The sequence below is a fragment of the Bacillus sp. 2D03 genome (assembly GCF_003946765.1).
Taxonomy (GTDB): Bacteria; Bacillota; Bacilli; order Bacillales; family Bacillaceae_G; genus Bacillus_A; species Bacillus_A cereus.
In genome coordinates this window covers 245534-261309 of the sequence record NZ_RPSJ01000007.1, presented here as the reverse complement: position 1 = coordinate 261309, position 15776 = coordinate 245534, and the positions used below count along the sequence as shown (strand labels likewise).

The following is a 15776-nucleotide window of genomic DNA, read 5'->3' as shown; positions in this document are numbered from 1 at the left end:
TGCTTGAGGAAAAAAGTTGTGATCGTCGGCGGAGGCATCACTGGATTAACAGCAATGTATAACTTACAAAAAAATATTCATGAAAAAAACTTGCCGATTGATACATTACTTATAGAAGCATCGGGTAAACTTGGCGGAAAAATTCAAACCGTTCGAAAAGATGGTTTTACAATTGAGCGCGGACCGGATTCTTTCTTAGCAAGAAAAGAAAGTGCAGCTAGATTAGCGAGAGAATTAGGTCTTGGCGATGAAATTGTAGAAAATACGACTGGTCAATCATTTATCCTCGTAAAAAATCGGTTACATAAAATGCCGAGCGGATCAATGATGGGAATTCCAACGCAAATTACTCCGTTTCTATTTTCCGGGTTATTCTCCCCAATTGGTAAATTAAGAGCTGGTTTTGATCTATTAATGCCGAGATCAAAGCCAGTATCTGACCAATCACTCGGACAATTTTTCAGACATCGTCTTGGAAACGAAGTGGTTGAAAACTTAATAGAACCGTTACTATCGGGTATTTATGCAGGGGATATTGATGAAATGAGCTTAATGTCAACATTCCCGCAAATGTATCAGATTGAGCAGAAACATCGTAGTATTTCGCTCGGTATGCGTACGCTCGCTCCGAAAAAAGAGAAAGCTGAACCGAAAAAGGGAATCTTCCAAACAGTGAAAACAGGTTTAGAATCTATCGTAGAATCTCTCGAAGTAAAGATGCATGAAGGTACGATAATAAAGGGAACTCGCATTGAAAAAGTTGCAAAACAGGGTGATGGTTATACGATTACTCTTAGTAACGGAAAAGAAATAGAAGCGGACGCCATCGTAGTGGCAACTTCGCATAAAGTATTGCCGTCCATGTTTGCTCAGTACAAGCAGTTTCGTTTCTTCCGTAATATTCCATCCACATCCGTTGCCAATGTCGCACTTGCTTTCCAAAAATCCGCAATCCAGCGTGATATTAATGGTACAGGATTTGTCGTATCACGAAATAGCGATTACACGATTACAGCATGTACGTGGACGCATAAAAAATGGCCGCATACAACGCCAGAAGGAAAAACACTCCTTCGTTGCTACGTCGGGCGTGCTGGTGATGAAGCGGTTGTAGAACAAACTGAAGAAGAACTCGTTCAGCTCGTACTAGAAGATTTACGAAAGACGATGGACATTACAGAGGATCCAGAGTTTACAATCGTAAGTCGCTGGAAAGAAGCGATGCCTCAATATACAGTAGGCCATAACGAGCGAATGAAACAGCTCACAACATTTATGGAGAAAGAGTTGCCAGGTATATACTTGGCAGGTAGCTCCTATGCTGGCGCTGGACTTCCAGACTGTATTAATCAAGGTGAGGAAGCTGCAAAGCGTGTATTATCTCATTTGGAGAAAGTAATAGATGCTGAATTAATCGCACAATAAACGAAACGCCTTCAATCATATTGAAGGCGTTTCGTTTGTTATATAAAATACTTATTCGCCAATAAACATATATAAGTTATTTGGCTTTATAACAGCATCTCCTGCATAAATAACCCACTCTGTTAAGTTATCAAAATCTAAATGATAACTATTTCCTTCACTCATATCTTTTATAAAATATGGTTCATTAATGAGTATTCCTTGAATGAAATCTTCCGTAATGTTTTGCATTTCAAACCACATATGTTCACTTTTTCCTTCTTCGTAGGAGACACCAAACTTAGCAAGGAAACGAAAATCTTCATTTGATTGTTCAATGTGAAAAATGTTGCTGAAATACCCAAAAGTATTTTTCGCATTGTAAGCCATACGATCGGTTTCACTATTTGTTTTATAGAACATGAGCCCTGTAGCTTCCTCGTGTTCTTTGAAAAAACTTTCAATATATTCTTCTGAAGTATTAAATTTGAATAAGAGAACGGATGGAGATTGATGGTATTCATCTCGGGCATCCATTCCGCCTAAGAATGTATTTTGTGCATCTATTGGTTGTAGTTTCACTTCTTCATCTTCGATTGAAGATAATTGGTCCATACTCGTTTTATGCCCTATATAAGATAATCCTTTTTCCCACGGAACAGCGACTGTATGTATAGAACCTTGCTGACTATGCGCGATAACGATAGGCTCATTCATAGGGACTTGTCCATTCTCAACGGCATTATTAGCAAATGTTTGAAAGAGATCGCTAATGCCGTAGTAGGAAGAAATGCGATTTGGAATAATTAACTCTATTTCAGTTACGCCTGCTCTTAAAAGACCATGTGTATGAAACCAATATTGCGTAGGCTCACCGTCTTTATCGTCTTCATAAACGGAATGAATAACGTATAAGTCAGGAATGTCAGGTAATAATTCATTTTCAACGTGATATTCAATATAGCTTCTAGATATCACTTTCATTGCTGCACTTGAATCGATTACAAATAACAAATCTGGGGCGAGATTCCATAAGAACTGTAACTGCTGGAAAAAGCAGTCCAGTACATCGCCTACAAATAGCGTACGAGTGAAAATTTCAGTGCCGAAAGCTGCATCTTCAAAATTACGATCTACGATTGTAGAATCTTGTCTATTGTACATTTTATATCCTTCTGGATCGTTCGGTTCATCAATATGCAGTTCATACGGTATGACTGTTTCACCCATATGTAATTCAACAATAAGGCTTGTCTCATCACTATAAACAATTTTTAAATCATCAACTTTAGTAGCGATTGTTTCTAGTCGCTGTTTTAACTGCTCAATTGTAATTCTAGTTGGTATAACGGCAATCATATCTGAAAAATGACGTTCTAATGTTCCATTCATAGCTGCGCGGTATGTTTCTGTTTGCACTTCCATCCAATCACTCCTATTCAAATGAATCCATTTTACATGCCAATCAAATGTCGATATTTTCTGTTTTCTCTCTCTAACATTATAGAGTGTATTTGTAGAAAGTGTAAAATTATTATTTTGTATTGTAGTTTGAAAGCTTGTAAATTAAATAAATTTTTTGTAAAACTTGTCGAAATATCATTCTATATAACGAATCATTTGTTATGATAGAAATGCTGAGAAAATATGAAATAGAGAGAGGAAAATGGCTGTGAAGAAATTGTTAAGTGTCTTTTTATCATTCTTGCTATTGCTTTCATTTACTGGAACTTTAGCGCAAGCAGAAGAAACTGCTTCTATGTCAGTAGAAAAAGCAATTCAAGTATTTAAGCAGCAAGGGAAAACGAAGGGGATAGTAGAAGGATATATTGTTGGATATACGCAAAGTTCTTCTAAATATACGAAGGATCCAGCTAAGTTTGATGATACAAACGTAGCAATTGCAGATTCGCCAAACGAAACGAATCCAGACAAAATCATGCCCGTTCAGTTACCGAAAGGTGATGTGAGAACGGCAGTGAATGTAAAAGATCACCCTGAAAATATCGGGAAGAAAGTTAGTTTGACTGGGACCCTTGAATTATATTTTAGTAACCCAGGTCTAAAATCAGTAACAGCTTATAAGTTTCAAGGTGAAGGACAAAACCGTGTTAGCGATGTAGTAGCTTCACCGAACGGTGGAGAAGTTGCTAAAGGAACAGCGGTAACATTAACGACGAATACAGAAGGCGCAACAATCTACTATACGTTAGATGGCTCTAATCCTACTAATAAAAGCGTTCGTTATAATGGACAAATTATAGTGAATGAAAATAGTGTAGTGAAAGCAATCGCAGAAAAAGAAGGACTTACTCCTTCAGCAATTTCGACATTTTCATTTATTATCGTAAATAATGAACAGGTTCGTATTCATGACATTCAAGGGAAATCACATATGTCTCCTTACAACGGGAAGAAAGTAAACAATGTGGAAGGCGTTGTCACAGCGCTTGATAAAAACGGCTTTTATATAGAAGATAATCAGCCAGATAATGATCCAGCTACTTCAGAAGGTATGTACGTATATAAAAAAGATGCGAATGTAGCAGTAGGAGATCTTATTCAAGTTGATGGAGTAGTAGAAGAATATGTTGGACCAGGATATGCAGAACGATTTGAAACAGACTTAACGACGACTGAAATTAAAGCGAGCCGCGTTGCTGTAATCGCAAAAGATCAATCTTTGCCAGCACCGATTGTACTTGGGGAAAACGGTGTGAAAATCCCGGACCAGATTATTGATAATGATGCATTTGGTTTATTTGATCCAAATGAAGATGCAATCGACTTCTATGAAAGTATAGAAGGTATGCGTGTTACGATGCCAACACCAAAAATTATTACACCTCAGAAAAACGGAAATTTATATGTAACAGTAAAAAATGGTGGAGATAAAATAGTAACACAATATGGCACACCTCTATTAGATGAAAATCAATTAAACCCAGAGCGCCTTTCTGTAAAAGTACCTCGCGATTATGTAGCAAAAGTAGGAGATACTTTTACTGGAGATATAACAGGGGTAGTAGGATATGATTACGGTTCTTTCCGTATTTCGCCAATAACAGAACTGCCAGCTGTAGTGGATGGTGGATTTAAGCAAGTAGGGGCAAATATTCAGCCACGTCTTGATAAGTTAACGGTTGCTACATATAACATTGAAAACTTCTCGGCGAATAAAAAAGAAACAACAGATGAAAAAGTAAAAGCGTTAGCGTATTCTATTAAATACAATTTAAAAATGCCAGATATTATCGGTGTAGAGGAAATGCAAGATAATAACGGATCAATTAATGACGGTACAATAGATGCGTCATTAAGCGCAAAACGTATCATTGATGCAGTTCTAGAAATTCGTGGACCGAAGTATGAGTATGTAGAAATCGCTCCAAACAATAATCAAGATGGAGGAGCACCAGGAGCGAATATTCGCGTCGGCTTTTTCTATAATCCATCACGCGTGAAATTAGCGACGGTACCGAAGTTACTTGATAAGAATGTTGTTCGTATTGGAGACGAAAATCCATTGTTTGAAAGTACACGTAAACCGCTAGCGGCAGAATTTACGTTCCAAGGACAAAACATTGTTGTCGTTGCAAATCACTTAAACTCAAAACTAGGAGATGCAACGCCATTTGGAAAAGTGCAGCCGCTCGTATTAAAGAGTGAAGACAAACGAATTCAGTTAGCACAAGAAGTAAATTATTTCGTGCAAGGAATTCAGAAAAAGAATACAAATGCACCAGTTGTTGTGTTAGGTGATATGAACGATTTCGAATTCTCTAAACCACTAAAAACACTAGAGGGAACAATCTTAAAAGATATGTTAAACACAGTGCCGAAAGAGAATCGTTACACGTACATTCACGAAGGAAATGCACAAGTGTTAGATCATATTTTAGTAACAAACAATATCGCACCACACACAATTGTAGACCCAGTACACTTAAACTCAAACATTATGAAAGAACAAGGACGTGTAAGTGACCACGACCCAGTACTTGCTCAAATTGATTTGAAGAAGGCTTCTTAAAGTGGGGAACGCTTAGGTGACTAAGCGTTCTTTTTTTGCATCGTTATAGAATAGTATAAAGAGATGATTCCTTTTTTTGTAATCTAATGATAAAATTGATTGAATATTTAGTTTTTAATAAGGAGGACAACAATGCAGTTACAAATAAATGGAAAGGTAATGAATCAGTTTGCAATTTTTTTTAGTACAATCATCATGCTTCAGTTTGTAGCTGATATAACAGGACTTACAAGCAATCTAGATATTACGTATAACTTAATACATACAGCAGCTTCTTATATAACATTTAGTTTGGCGGTTATTTTCACTTTAATAGGTGCAAGAAGAGAATTAAGTAAATATGCAATTGTTTCATTATGTTTAGTTGTAGGTATTAAAGCGATTTATTTTGTAGCGGTCGTTATTTTATGGGGGTTGGCAGGTACGCCATAAGTGAATAGTAAATAAACCCTAATTTCCAATATAGTAAGGAAATTAGGGTTTTATTATACTTGAAACGCTTTTCTACACCGCTCTCTTTTTTGCAGTCTTCTTTTATATTTTTTTCTATCCCGCTTTACTCCTTGTATATACATAAGTAAGCTAACGAAAAGGAAGAAAGCACATTGCGTCATTAAAATATATGGTGACATGCCTTGCAATGGTTGTTTCGGATCATATAAATGAAAAGGTGCTCCGCCTATTGAAGGAAGTATTGTATTTAGCAGGACGTACGGAATGGAGGCGGCTGCGAATGGAAAGAGAATTGCCATATAGTCTTTTTGTGACCATACAGATGCAGCAAGTCCTAAAAGGGCCATTAAACCTGCAAATAAAAAATTAATTCCGATATATACAGCAATGTAAGTGAGAGGCGCATCAAAATATAGGTTTGCGAACATTCCATCAGCATTTATGATGCCTGAACCAACCGTAGGTGTTCCGTCTGGAATGGTTAATTTGCAAAATAATAACGATAAGATGAATGGAAGTGTATAAAGAAATCCTCCGCAAAAAAAAGTAACGATATATTTCGCTACTGAATAAGGAAATATAGAAATCCCCTTACTCACAAACGGTTTAAAACCATCGGACTTATCCGAATTGTAACTTGTACTAAAGGGGAAACTCGCAATAACTGGCATTAATAATAAATAAACATCCATTTCATTGTCGCGAAATCCAATCCATTTTAAATCTGTTGATATAGGACCATTTGCTGCGTTTCCTAAATAACGAATTACATAATAATAGTGATAAATGCAAATAAGAACGAATCCACTAAGCATCATAATTAAAGAAATACGACTACAAAAAGCTTGCTTTATATTTAAACGAAGTGCACGCATCATGACTGAAAAAGCCTCCACTGTTTTGATAAACTTGTCTATTTTCTATATTACTATTAATTGTAAAGATTTTCTTGTTTTTTTATTTGATTATTTGAAAAAAAGGAAATTTGTTGTTGGTAAGTAAGGTTTAGCTGTATATCTCTAGAACATCTTTTCCTTTTCTCTTTTCTTCTGATAAACTATGGAAAGTATGATATACACTGACTGGAATTTTTTTATACTGGAAATAATAAAAAGAGAACTTGTATAGAATGTAAGCGTGTGGTAATATCAAAGATGTACTGATTGACTATATTATCCAATTGGTCATTTTTGGAGGTGATGATGTGGCAATAGATCGAAAACGTTCTATTATTGAGGCTGCAACAAAGTCTTTTTCAGCGTTCGGCTATAAAGCAACAACGATGGATCAAGTAGCGAAGTTAGCGAATGTAGGGAAAGGAACGATTTATACTTTTTTCAAAAATAAAGAAGAGTTATTTGGTGAAATTATTTCTAATTTAATTACAGAAATGAAGCAAGTTGCAGAAAGTGCAATTCGTTCAGATGTTTCATTTTTTGAAAATGTACATAGAGCATTATATAGCATCTTGGAATTTAGAAAAGAACATCAGCTCATGATTAAATTAATTCAAGAAGAGCGCGATATGGGAACGAAAGAAGTACAAGAAGTGATGCAACAAGTTGATGTGGAAATCGTTTCTGTTATTCAATCGTATTTAAAAATTGCGATTGAAAAAGGTGAAATTAGCAAATGTGATCCAGAAATTACAGCATTTATTATGCTTCGTCTATATGTATCGCTTATTTTTGATTGGGAAAAAAATCACGAACCGCTAGAAAAAGAAAAAATTGCAGAGTTATTTGAACTTTATTTACTAAAAGGATTGTCAAACTAAGATAATCCTTTTATTATTATAAAAAATGACCAATTGAACAAAGTGGTCATATATTTATTTTAGGAGGGATAATAGAAATATTCATTTCATAGTAAGGAACAGTTGCATAGTATAAATTCGGGGATAAGGCATATGTATGAATAGGTATAGCCTTTTTATTTGGGAGCAAATGACCATATGAACAATTTGGTCATTCAGAAAGGGGTAGAAATGATGAAATGGAATCAGTTACTTCGTAAAGAGTTTACTGAAATTATAAAAAGCAAAAAAATATTAATTCCGATTATCGCGGTTTTATTCGTACCAATTTTATATGCAGGTATGTTTTTATGGGCCTTTTGGGATCCGTATAAACAGTTAGATGATTTACCAGTGGCGGTAGTCAATTTAGATAAAGGTGCAGTATTTGATGGGAAACCAATTGAGGTCGGAAAAGGGCTTGTTGATAATTTAAAAGATAATACAAGTTTTAAATGGGAATTTGTAAGTGAAAAAGAAGCGAAAAAAGGAATGGAAGGCAGAAAGTATTACATGTTAGTACGCATTCCAGATGACTTCTCAAGTAACGCTACAACGTTATTAAAAGATGATCCAAAACCATTAAACTTAGAATATATCCCAAATGAAAGCTTAAACTTCTTATCTTCACAAATTGGCGGAACAGCCATTGAAAAAATTAAAGGTGAAGTATCAAGTACGTTAACGAAAACATATGCAGAGAAAATGTTTGATTCCATTCAAGACGTCTCAAAAGGATTAGCAGATGGGGCGGAAGGAGCAAGTAAACTACATGACGGATCAAGTGAACTGCATGATGGTTCAAGTAAAGTGACGGGTGGCCTTCATACACTTCAAGGGAAGTCTGGGGAGATGAAGGATGGAGTTGGGAAGCTATTTGATGGATCTGGGAAAGTAACAGCAGGTTTAAATACGTTAAACGGCAAAACAGGTGAGATGCAAATAGGTATCGGAAAATTAGTAGATGGATCCGGAAAAGTAACAGATGGTTTACATGTACTGAATAGCAATGCGGGTATCGGGAAATTAGTAGACGGATCCGGAAAAGTAACAGACGGTTTAAATACGTTAAATAGTAAAACCGGTGAAATGAAAAAAGGAATTAGTGAATTGCATGATGGATCTGAGAAAGTAACTAACGGTTTGAGCATATTGGTAAGTAAAACAGGTGGATTAAAAACAGGAACAACTGAACTATCAAATGGTATGGAAAAACTTGCGGGAGGGCAAAGTCAATTAGAGAAAGGTTCTCAAGAAATCCAAAAGGGTTTGCAAGAGTTAAATAATAAAGTACAAAACTCTGTTGCAGGATTAGAGGAAATGCAGTTGAAAGTTCCTGCTATATTGAATACAGTAAATGAGAAAATAGACGGGGCTGGGGCAAATGTAAATCAGTTAAATGAATTTACGCAATCAACAGCAGGAGATGCAAAAACAGCAGCGCAAGAGGTAGCGAATTTACAAAAGCAAATTGAAAGTTTACCGAAAGAGTATCAAGAGCAGTTACAACCATTCATAGCAAGTGCCGTAAAAAGTACAACGACAGTTCAGCAAAAAGCTGCCGGAGTAGCAGGTGGAACAAATAAATTAAATGAAGAAGTAAAACAATTAAAAGGTGAAATCGGTGAAAAGACAAGTGGGATGCAAAGCAAAATGCCGAATCCGGAAGATATAGGAAATTTAACGAGTGGTATTAAAAAATTAGCGAATGCACAAAACGAATTTGTAAGTAAGTTTCATGGATTAGGTGAAGGATTAGGTAATGCTAAAGTAGGTGCAGATCGATTAAAAAACGGATCAGGGCAATTAATTGATGGGGTAAATCAATTGTTTGATGGATCTGGAAAGGTAACAGAAGGCTTAGGTACATTATCTGTAGGAGCAAACCAAATGGCAGGTGGTGTAAATCAATTAGCAGATGGCTCAAGCCAAGTAACAGGCGGTTTAGGTCAATTATCTGTAGGCGTAACGAAATTAGCGGATGGTTCAAGCCAAGTAACAGGCGGTTTAGATACATTATCTGCAGGAGCAGGCCAAATGTCAGGCGGAATAATGCAATTAGCAAATGGCTCTGGCCAAGTAACAACAGGCTTAGGTACATTATCAACTGGCTCAACCCAGCTAATCGACGGCGTAAATAAATTAGCAGACGGATCTGGTAAAGTAACAGATGGCCTCGTAAAAGTAAACGATGGTTCAGGTGAACTTGCTGAGAAACTTGGCGAAGGGGCAGAGAAAACTGGTGAAGTGAAAGGAACAGATAAAACGTATGATATGTTTGCAAGTCCTGTAAAAGTGAAGACGGAGAAAATGGCGGAAGTTCCTAACTACGGAACTGGATTTACACCGTATTTCTTATCACTCGGTTTATTTGTTGGGGCGTTATTATTATCAATCGTTTATCCATTACGCGATACAGTTGGCGTTCCGAAATCTGGATTTAGTTGGTTTATTAGTAAGTTCGGCGTGTTACTATCAGTCGGTATTATTCAAGCGATTGTAGCAGATGTTATATTACTGTTCGGATTAGGTGTAGAAGTACAAAGTATTCCGTACTTCATACTCTTTAGCATCGTTACAAGTTTAGCCTTTATCGCATTAATTCAATGTTTAGTAACAGCATTCGGTGATGCAGGCCGTTTTATCGCCATCATCACATTAATTATGCAGCTTACAACAAGTGCTGGAACATTCCCACTAGAATTGATTCCGAAGTTTTTACAACCATTCAATGCGTGGTTACCGATGACATACTCTGTATCAGGACTGAAAGCAGTCGTATCAAGCGGAGACTTTTACTTCATGTGGCAAAACATAGGAATGCTCATGATCTTTATCGTTGTATTATCACTTGGAACGATCGCTTCCTTAACTTTGATGCACAAACGACAATTTAAAAATGTTGCTGAAAATCAATCGGTTGAAGCATAGATAAAAGCACCTTTTTGGTGCTTTTTTATTTTAATAGAGGGCATCTTTTCCGTAGTTCATCTATAAATCTTTCTAAAAGCTATAGAAACGAAAGAAAAGGAATTACAACAATTTACAGAGAAACATAGGGTAGAGGAGTTGATATGATGAAAGGCAATCTTACTTATTATTTTATCGTAAATCCGCTAATAATCTTTCTTGTTTATGCCCTTTCACCTATATTGTTTGATAAAGAAGTATATACAAGTATGAAAGATGCATTTGGAATACTTACGTTCTACTATGTGTTAATGGGTGGATATTACTTTATTGATATTTTAAGTGAAAAGATAAAGAAAAAAAGTGATAGAGGATAAAAAATGACTGAAAGTGAAATGAAATTCCGCGATACGACCATTCGTAACTTTTTCGATAAAGAGGATCGTTTAAAATCGATTCCAGGTCAAAAGAAGAAAAAACTAGTATTGTTAGAGCATTTAATTAGCAAGTTAGATGCTGGAAATCAATATACAGAAAAAGAAATTAATACATTTATAAAACAATATCATGATGATTTTTGTACAATTAGACGTGAATTTATTGTACATAGGTTTATGGATAGAGAGGATAATATGTACCGTATAAACGGGAGAGAAGTTTGGACGAAGTGGGAGGAGTTAAAATAATGAATCAGCGAGGGGATCCCCGCTGATTATAAGCCTGTGCTAGTCTTGCTGTTTCTTTGTAGTAAGTCTATGAACGCTTCAACATTCGAACTTGTAATGTATCCAAGCGTTATATATTCATCTTCATAGTAAAATATTATTTTTTTGTCAAAGATTCTTCTCTTCGTTTCTATGGATAGAATTTTTTCGTAATCAAATTCGGCAATGAATGTGTTTTTATATTGGCTAAAAAAGAGAAGTCTTTGATTAGTAGCAAGTAACATGCCAGGATATGGGACTTTATGCGTAATCATATAGCCAGTAAGTGAACATTTTAAAGTAGATAAAATCTTTTCTTCTTTATGTAATAGTTGTTTTGCAGCTGTTAATATTGGATTCATTGCATACATTCCTTTTATTTTGATGTATGAATATTGTATCAAGAGTAAAAAGATTCTCAATATGCAATATTGCATATTGGACGTTTTATAGTTTTAATATTATTTTTTAAAAGAAAAAGTACGAGGTGATTCAATGATACGATTAGCAAAAGAGGCTGATGCAGAAGCAATAATGAACATTAGAAAAGAAATTATATTATCGGAAAATACTACAAAGTTTTTCATAGTATCTCCAAAGAAATTACCGAATGATATTGATGCAGAAAGAGAAAAGATACGGAAAAGTAATGAGAAAGGTAATCTTTATATTGTGTATGAAGTAGATTATAAGGTGGTAGGCTTTTTACTTTTCAACCGATATGAACTAGAACGGTTACAACACGCAGGCACAATGGGAATGGGGATTAAAGAGGCGTATTGTAATCAAGGCATCGGCACGAAATTAATTGAATTTCTTATTAGTTGGGCTAAAGGGCAGAAAGGTTTAGAGAAAATTTGCTTAGGTGTAGTTTCTGTTAATGATCGGGCAATTAAAGTGTACAAACGTATGGGTTTTGTAGAAGAAGGAAGGCAACGAAAGCAAATTAAATATGAAGATGGATCATATGGAGATGATGTATTGATGGGCTTTTATATTAAATAAAGAATATATGGTATTAAGAAAAGGAATGTACATAACGTAAATTTCTAAAAGCAGTATATTGCCCCTGCATTAACAGACTTTTACCTATGTATAATATTAATATAGTAAAATCATAACAACCGATATTGCAGTTTCCAATAATATACTATATAATCAATTTAAGAAAACGTTTTCATGCAAAGGGGGAGAATTTCGTGTCGACTATAGAGGACGTGGCGAAATTAGCAGGGTTATCAAGGACAACGGTTTCTAGGGTGATTAATAATCATCCATATGTTTCAGATGAGAAGAAAAAAAGGGTTCAATTAGCAATGAAGCATTTAGGCTTCGTTCCTAATTCTGCGGCGAGAAGGCTTCGTAAACAAAAAACGGAAACAATTGCGGTGCTAGTTCCAAGGATTACAAATCCTTTCTTCAGTAGATTTATTGAAGCAATCGAGATTGCTGCTTCTGAACATAAATATAAACTGATTATTTGTCAAACAAGATATTTACCGGAAAAAGAGATGGAGTATTTACAATTATTATCTACGAAACAAGTAGATGGGATTATTCTATGTTCACTAGAAAATCCGTGGGAAGATGTAGAGCCATACTTACAGCACGGTCCAATCGTGTTGTGTAATGAATATATTGAGGAAGCAAATATTCCAACAGTGAAGTTTGATCATGCGCAAGGAGCATACATAGCTGCGAAGCATGTGTTAGATCAAGGATATCGTAATCTTATTTTTTGCCGTGGTAACGAAACCAAAGTCGTTAGCCAGCAGCGAAAAATGGGCTTTTTACGTGCAATAACTGAGAAGAGCCGCCAAGTAGAAGCGATTGACTTTCTTGAAAACGCTTTCTCTTGGGAAGATGGAAAACGAATATTCCATGAAGTATTAAAGGACAAAAAAAATCCTACCGCGATTTTGGCAGGAGGCGATGAGGTAGCAGCTGGAATTATCTCAGAGGCGAAACGCCATAACTGGAGCATTCCAGATGATCTTGCTGTTATCGGTTTTGATAATCAAATATTATCGCAGATTACAGAACCAGGTATTACGACAATTGAACAGCCAATTGATGAAATGGCCCGAAAAGTTGTCGACCTAATGATGGATAAAATCCATACGAAAAATTATCGAAAAAAAGAATTGTATGAGTTTGAACTGGAGCTCTTGGTGAAAGGTTCAACGATGAAGGATAAGATGTTATTAGCCTAGTAGACTATGTCTGCTAGGTTTTTTTATGTTCACAAACTACTATTCTTCGTGAACGCAATCGTCACATTTGTTATGGTATGCTTCGTGCTGCTCATCAATTTCTTTCCCGCAGTGTGCGCAAGTTTTCGTCGGTAAATTTCTGAAAAACTCCATTGGTTGATCGATCATGTCAATCCCTCCATTTCCATTTCTTACTATCATTGTATTAGTACAAAAAATAAAAGTCAACAACTGTTTTATAACAAAATTGAAAATTAATGAAAAAGTTTAGGAAATGGATTATAGTTAACAATGTAGGATGTAAGTAAAACATGCATTTCTACTCGGTTTTAGAAAGGATGGATACATATGAAAATGACTGTTGTCGGCTTTTGGGGCGGCTTTCCAGAAGCGGGAGAAGCAACGTCGGGGTATTTGTTTGAACACGATGGTTTTCGTTTACTTGTAGACTGTGGTAGTGGTGTACTAGCACAGCTTCAAAAATATATAACACCATCTCATATAGATGCAGTTGTACTGTCACACTATCATCATGATCATGTTGCGGATATCGGGGTATTGCAATATGCGAGATTAATTATGAGCGGGGCGAAGGGGCAACTACCGGAATTACCAATATACGGCCATACCTTTGACGAGAATGGATTCCATTCTTTAACACATGAACCACATACGAAAGGAATCGCGTACAATCCAGAAGAAACACTTCAAGTTGGACCGTTGTCGATTTCGTTCTTAAAAACTGTTCATCCTGTTACATGCTTTGCGATGCGTATTACAGCTGGAGATGATGCTGTAGTATACAGCGCTGATTCAAGTTATATTCCTGAATTCATTCCATTCACGAAAGATGCTGATCTTTTCATTTGTGAGTGTAATATGTATGCACATCAAGAGGCTGCAAAAGCAGGGCATATGAATAGTACAGAAGTAGCAAGTATTGCAAAAGATGCAAATGTAAAAGAACTTTTATTAACGCACTTACCGCATACAGGCAACCCATCTGATTTAGTAACAGAAGCAAAACAAATTTTCAGTGGCCACATTACGCTAGCGCATAGTGGCTACGTATGGAACTCATGAGGTGATACGATGTTATTTATTGATAATAAAGGAATTACAGATCCTAGAATAAACTTAGCGATTGAAGAATATTGTGTGAAAAATTTAGATATTAACGAAACATATTTACTGTTCTACATTAACGAACCTTCGATTATCATTGGTAAAAACCAAAACACAGTAGAAGAAATTAATGCAGATTACGTAAAAGAAAAAGGTATTCATGTTGTTCGTCGTCTATCAGGCGGAGGCGCAGTATATCATGATTTAGGAAACTTAAACTTCAGTTTTATTACGAAAGATGATGGAGACAGTTTCAGCAACTTCAAAAAATTTACAGAACCTGTAACGAAAGCGCTTAGTAAATTAGGCGTAAATGCAGAACTAAGTGGTCGTAACGACATTTTAGCTGAAGGTAGAAAAATTTCAGGTAACGCACAGTTCGCAACGAAAGGTCGTATGTTCAGCCACGGTACGTTACTATTTGACTCTGAAATCGATCACGTCGTATCAGCGTTAAAAGTAAAAATGGATAAGATTCAATCAAAAGGAATTAAGTCAATCCGTAGCCGCGTTGCGAACATTACAGAGTTCCTAAACGAAGAAATGACGACAGAAGAGTTTAGACAACTTCTTCTAGAAACAATTTTCGAAGGAGAAACAGAAATCCCAACGTATGAATTAACAGAAGAGGATTGGAAAGCAATCCATAAACTTTCTGAAGAACGTTACCAAAATTGGGATTGGAACTACGGAAAATCACCGAAGTTCAACTTACAACATTCACACCGCTTCCCAGTTGGACAAGTTGACGTTCGTCTTGAAGTGAAAAAAGGAACAGTAACAGAATGTAAAATTTACGGCGACTTCTTCGGTTCACTAGATGTTCATGATATCGAAGAGCGTCTAACAGGCGTTCAGTTCGATAAAGATGCATTCACTGCAGCTTTAGAAGGCGTAGATATCGCACGCTACTTCGGTAACATTACAACAGAAGATTTCTTACATTTATTCTTCTAAAAATGAGGGAGGCTTCCATAACGGGCAGCCTCTTTCTTTTTTGCGTAGATTGTCAGGTTTTGTCGGTAAGTCGATATAACTGAAAAATCGCTGATATAAATTGAGTTGCGCTGATATATTTGGAAAATCGCCGATATAAACCGAGTTGCGCTGATATATTTGGAAAATCGCCGATATAAATC

At 36.0% G+C, this 15776-nt stretch carries 15 protein-coding genes; 11 read left to right on the top strand and 4 right to left on the bottom strand.

The features are described from left to right. The first annotated feature begins 3 nt into the window (after nucleotides 1–3). Entirely contained in the window at nucleotides 4–1425 is a 1422-nt protein-coding gene (hemY, locus tag EBQ15_RS17955; protein ID WP_001228096.1) for a protoporphyrinogen oxidase, read from the top strand. A 51-nt stretch (nucleotides 1426–1476) separates the two neighbouring features. On the opposite strand, the gene EBQ15_RS17950 is transcribed toward hemY, so the two are convergent. Next, nucleotides 1477–2829 (bottom strand): DUF4026 domain-containing protein, encoded by a 1353-nt coding sequence (locus tag EBQ15_RS17950; protein ID WP_000453722.1) that lies wholly within the window; start codon nucleotides 2827–2829, stop codon nucleotides 1477–1479. Nucleotides 2830–3070: 241 nt separating this feature from the next. On the opposite strand from EBQ15_RS17950, the gene EBQ15_RS17945 reads away from it, so the two are divergent. Both EBQ15_RS17945 and EBQ15_RS17940 read left to right on the top strand, forming a co-directional pair. Next, complete coding sequence (locus tag EBQ15_RS17945) at nucleotides 3071–5437, top strand: DUF6359 domain-containing protein (RefSeq protein ID WP_000279280.1); 2367 nt, start codon at nucleotides 3071–3073, stop codon at nucleotides 5435–5437. 132 nt (nucleotides 5438–5569) lie between these two features. Beyond that, the gene (locus EBQ15_RS17940) at nucleotides 5570–5869 is read left to right on the top strand and encodes a hypothetical protein (RefSeq protein ID WP_001176844.1); all 300 of its coding nucleotides are present in this window, start codon (nucleotides 5570–5572) and stop codon (nucleotides 5867–5869) included. A gap of 53 nt (nucleotides 5870–5922) precedes the next feature. Here the strand turns inward: EBQ15_RS17940 and EBQ15_RS17935 are convergent, their stop codons facing one another. Continuing rightward, a complete protein-coding gene (locus EBQ15_RS17935; protein ID WP_000984174.1) occupies nucleotides 5923–6768 on the bottom strand; it encodes a hypothetical protein in 846 nt (281 codons plus the stop codon). A 326-nt stretch (nucleotides 6769–7094) separates the two neighbouring features. On the opposite strand from EBQ15_RS17935, the gene EBQ15_RS17930 reads away from it, so the two are divergent. The 4 genes from EBQ15_RS17930 to EBQ15_RS17915 all read left to right on the top strand — a co-directional run bounded on the left by EBQ15_RS17930 (nucleotide 7095) and on the right by EBQ15_RS17915 (nucleotide 11281). Then, nucleotides 7095–7667: a TetR/AcrR family transcriptional regulator gene (locus EBQ15_RS17930; RefSeq protein ID WP_000963381.1), complete on the top strand. Its 573-nt coding sequence runs from the start codon at nucleotides 7095–7097 to the stop codon at nucleotides 7665–7667. Nucleotides 7668–7880: 213 nt separating this feature from the next. Then, complete coding sequence (locus EBQ15_RS17925; protein ID WP_000871868.1) at nucleotides 7881–10616, top strand: YhgE/Pip domain-containing protein; 2736 nt, start codon at nucleotides 7881–7883, stop codon at nucleotides 10614–10616. A 143-nt stretch (nucleotides 10617–10759) separates the two neighbouring features. Continuing rightward, nucleotides 10760–10972: a hypothetical protein gene (locus EBQ15_RS17920; protein WP_016117390.1), complete on the top strand. Its 213-nt coding sequence runs from the start codon at nucleotides 10760–10762 to the stop codon at nucleotides 10970–10972. A 3-nt stretch (nucleotides 10973–10975) separates the two neighbouring features. Continuing rightward, nucleotides 10976–11281 (top strand): DUF2087 domain-containing protein, encoded by a 306-nt coding sequence (locus EBQ15_RS17915; RefSeq protein ID WP_000140286.1) that lies wholly within the window; start codon nucleotides 10976–10978, stop codon nucleotides 11279–11281. A 26-nt stretch (nucleotides 11282–11307) separates the two neighbouring features. Here the strand turns inward: EBQ15_RS17915 and EBQ15_RS17910 are convergent, their stop codons facing one another. Then, entirely contained in the window at nucleotides 11308–11661 is a 354-nt protein-coding gene (locus EBQ15_RS17910; RefSeq protein ID WP_001068220.1) for a PH domain-containing protein, read from the bottom strand. 133 nt (nucleotides 11662–11794) lie between these two features. Here EBQ15_RS17910 and EBQ15_RS17905 point away from each other — a divergent pair, with 133 nt between their 5' ends. Both EBQ15_RS17905 and EBQ15_RS17900 read left to right on the top strand, forming a co-directional pair. Then, nucleotides 11795–12304 carry a GNAT family N-acetyltransferase gene (locus EBQ15_RS17905; RefSeq protein ID WP_000620018.1) on the top strand — a complete coding sequence of 170 codons (510 nt, stop codon included), beginning with the start codon at nucleotides 11795–11797 and terminating at the stop codon, nucleotides 12302–12304. 194 nt (nucleotides 12305–12498) lie between these two features. Further along, a complete protein-coding gene (locus EBQ15_RS17900; RefSeq protein ID WP_000103715.1) occupies nucleotides 12499–13512 on the top strand; it encodes a LacI family DNA-binding transcriptional regulator in 1014 nt (337 codons plus the stop codon). Nucleotides 13513–13551: 39 nt separating this feature from the next. Here the strand turns inward: EBQ15_RS17900 and yhfH are convergent, their stop codons facing one another. Next, entirely contained in the window at nucleotides 13552–13680 is a 129-nt protein-coding gene (gene yhfH, locus EBQ15_RS17895) for a protein YhfH (RefSeq protein ID WP_000567010.1), read from the bottom strand. 180 nt (nucleotides 13681–13860) lie between these two features. Between yhfH and EBQ15_RS17890 the strand changes: the two genes are divergently transcribed. Beyond that, a complete protein-coding gene (locus EBQ15_RS17890; RefSeq protein WP_000784681.1) occupies nucleotides 13861–14595 on the top strand; it encodes an MBL fold metallo-hydrolase in 735 nt (244 codons plus the stop codon). A 9-nt stretch (nucleotides 14596–14604) separates the two neighbouring features. After that, nucleotides 14605–15594, top strand: a complete 990-nt coding sequence (gene lplA / locus EBQ15_RS17885) for a lipoate--protein ligase (RefSeq protein ID WP_000897275.1) — start codon at nucleotides 14605–14607, stop codon at nucleotides 15592–15594. The last annotated feature ends 182 nt before the right edge of the window (nucleotides 15595–15776 follow it).

Excerpts from the sequence above, each read along its gene's own strand:
- EBQ15_RS17950 (WP_000453722.1), bottom strand. The coding sequence starts at position 2,829 with ATGGAAGTGCAAACAGAAACATACCGCGCAGCTATGAATGGAACATTA.
- EBQ15_RS17945 (WP_000279280.1), top strand. The coding sequence starts at position 3,071 with ATGGCTGTGAAGAAATTGTTAAGTGTCTTTTTATCATTCTTGCTATTG.
- EBQ15_RS17940 (WP_001176844.1), top strand. The coding sequence starts at position 5,570 with ATGCAGTTACAAATAAATGGAAAGGTAATGAATCAGTTTGCAATTTTT.
- EBQ15_RS17935 (WP_000984174.1), bottom strand. The coding sequence starts at position 6,768 with ATGATGCGTGCACTTCGTTTAAATATAAAGCAAGCTTTTTGTAGTCGT.
- EBQ15_RS17925 (WP_000871868.1), top strand. The coding sequence starts at position 7,881 with ATGAAATGGAATCAGTTACTTCGTAAAGAGTTTACTGAAATTATAAAA.
- EBQ15_RS17920 (WP_016117390.1), top strand. The coding sequence starts at position 10,760 with ATGATGAAAGGCAATCTTACTTATTATTTTATCGTAAATCCGCTAATA.
- EBQ15_RS17915 (WP_000140286.1), top strand. The coding sequence starts at position 10,976 with ATGACTGAAAGTGAAATGAAATTCCGCGATACGACCATTCGTAACTTT.
- EBQ15_RS17910 (WP_001068220.1), bottom strand. The coding sequence starts at position 11,661 with ATGAATCCAATATTAACAGCTGCAAAACAACTATTACATAAAGAAGAA.
- EBQ15_RS17905 (WP_000620018.1), top strand. The coding sequence starts at position 11,795 with ATGATACGATTAGCAAAAGAGGCTGATGCAGAAGCAATAATGAACATT.
- yhfH (WP_000567010.1), bottom strand. The coding sequence starts at position 13,680 with ATGATCGATCAACCAATGGAGTTTTTCAGAAATTTACCGACGAAAACT.
- EBQ15_RS17890 (WP_000784681.1), top strand. The coding sequence starts at position 13,861 with ATGAAAATGACTGTTGTCGGCTTTTGGGGCGGCTTTCCAGAAGCGGGA.
- lplA (WP_000897275.1), top strand. The coding sequence starts at position 14,605 with ATGTTATTTATTGATAATAAAGGAATTACAGATCCTAGAATAAACTTA.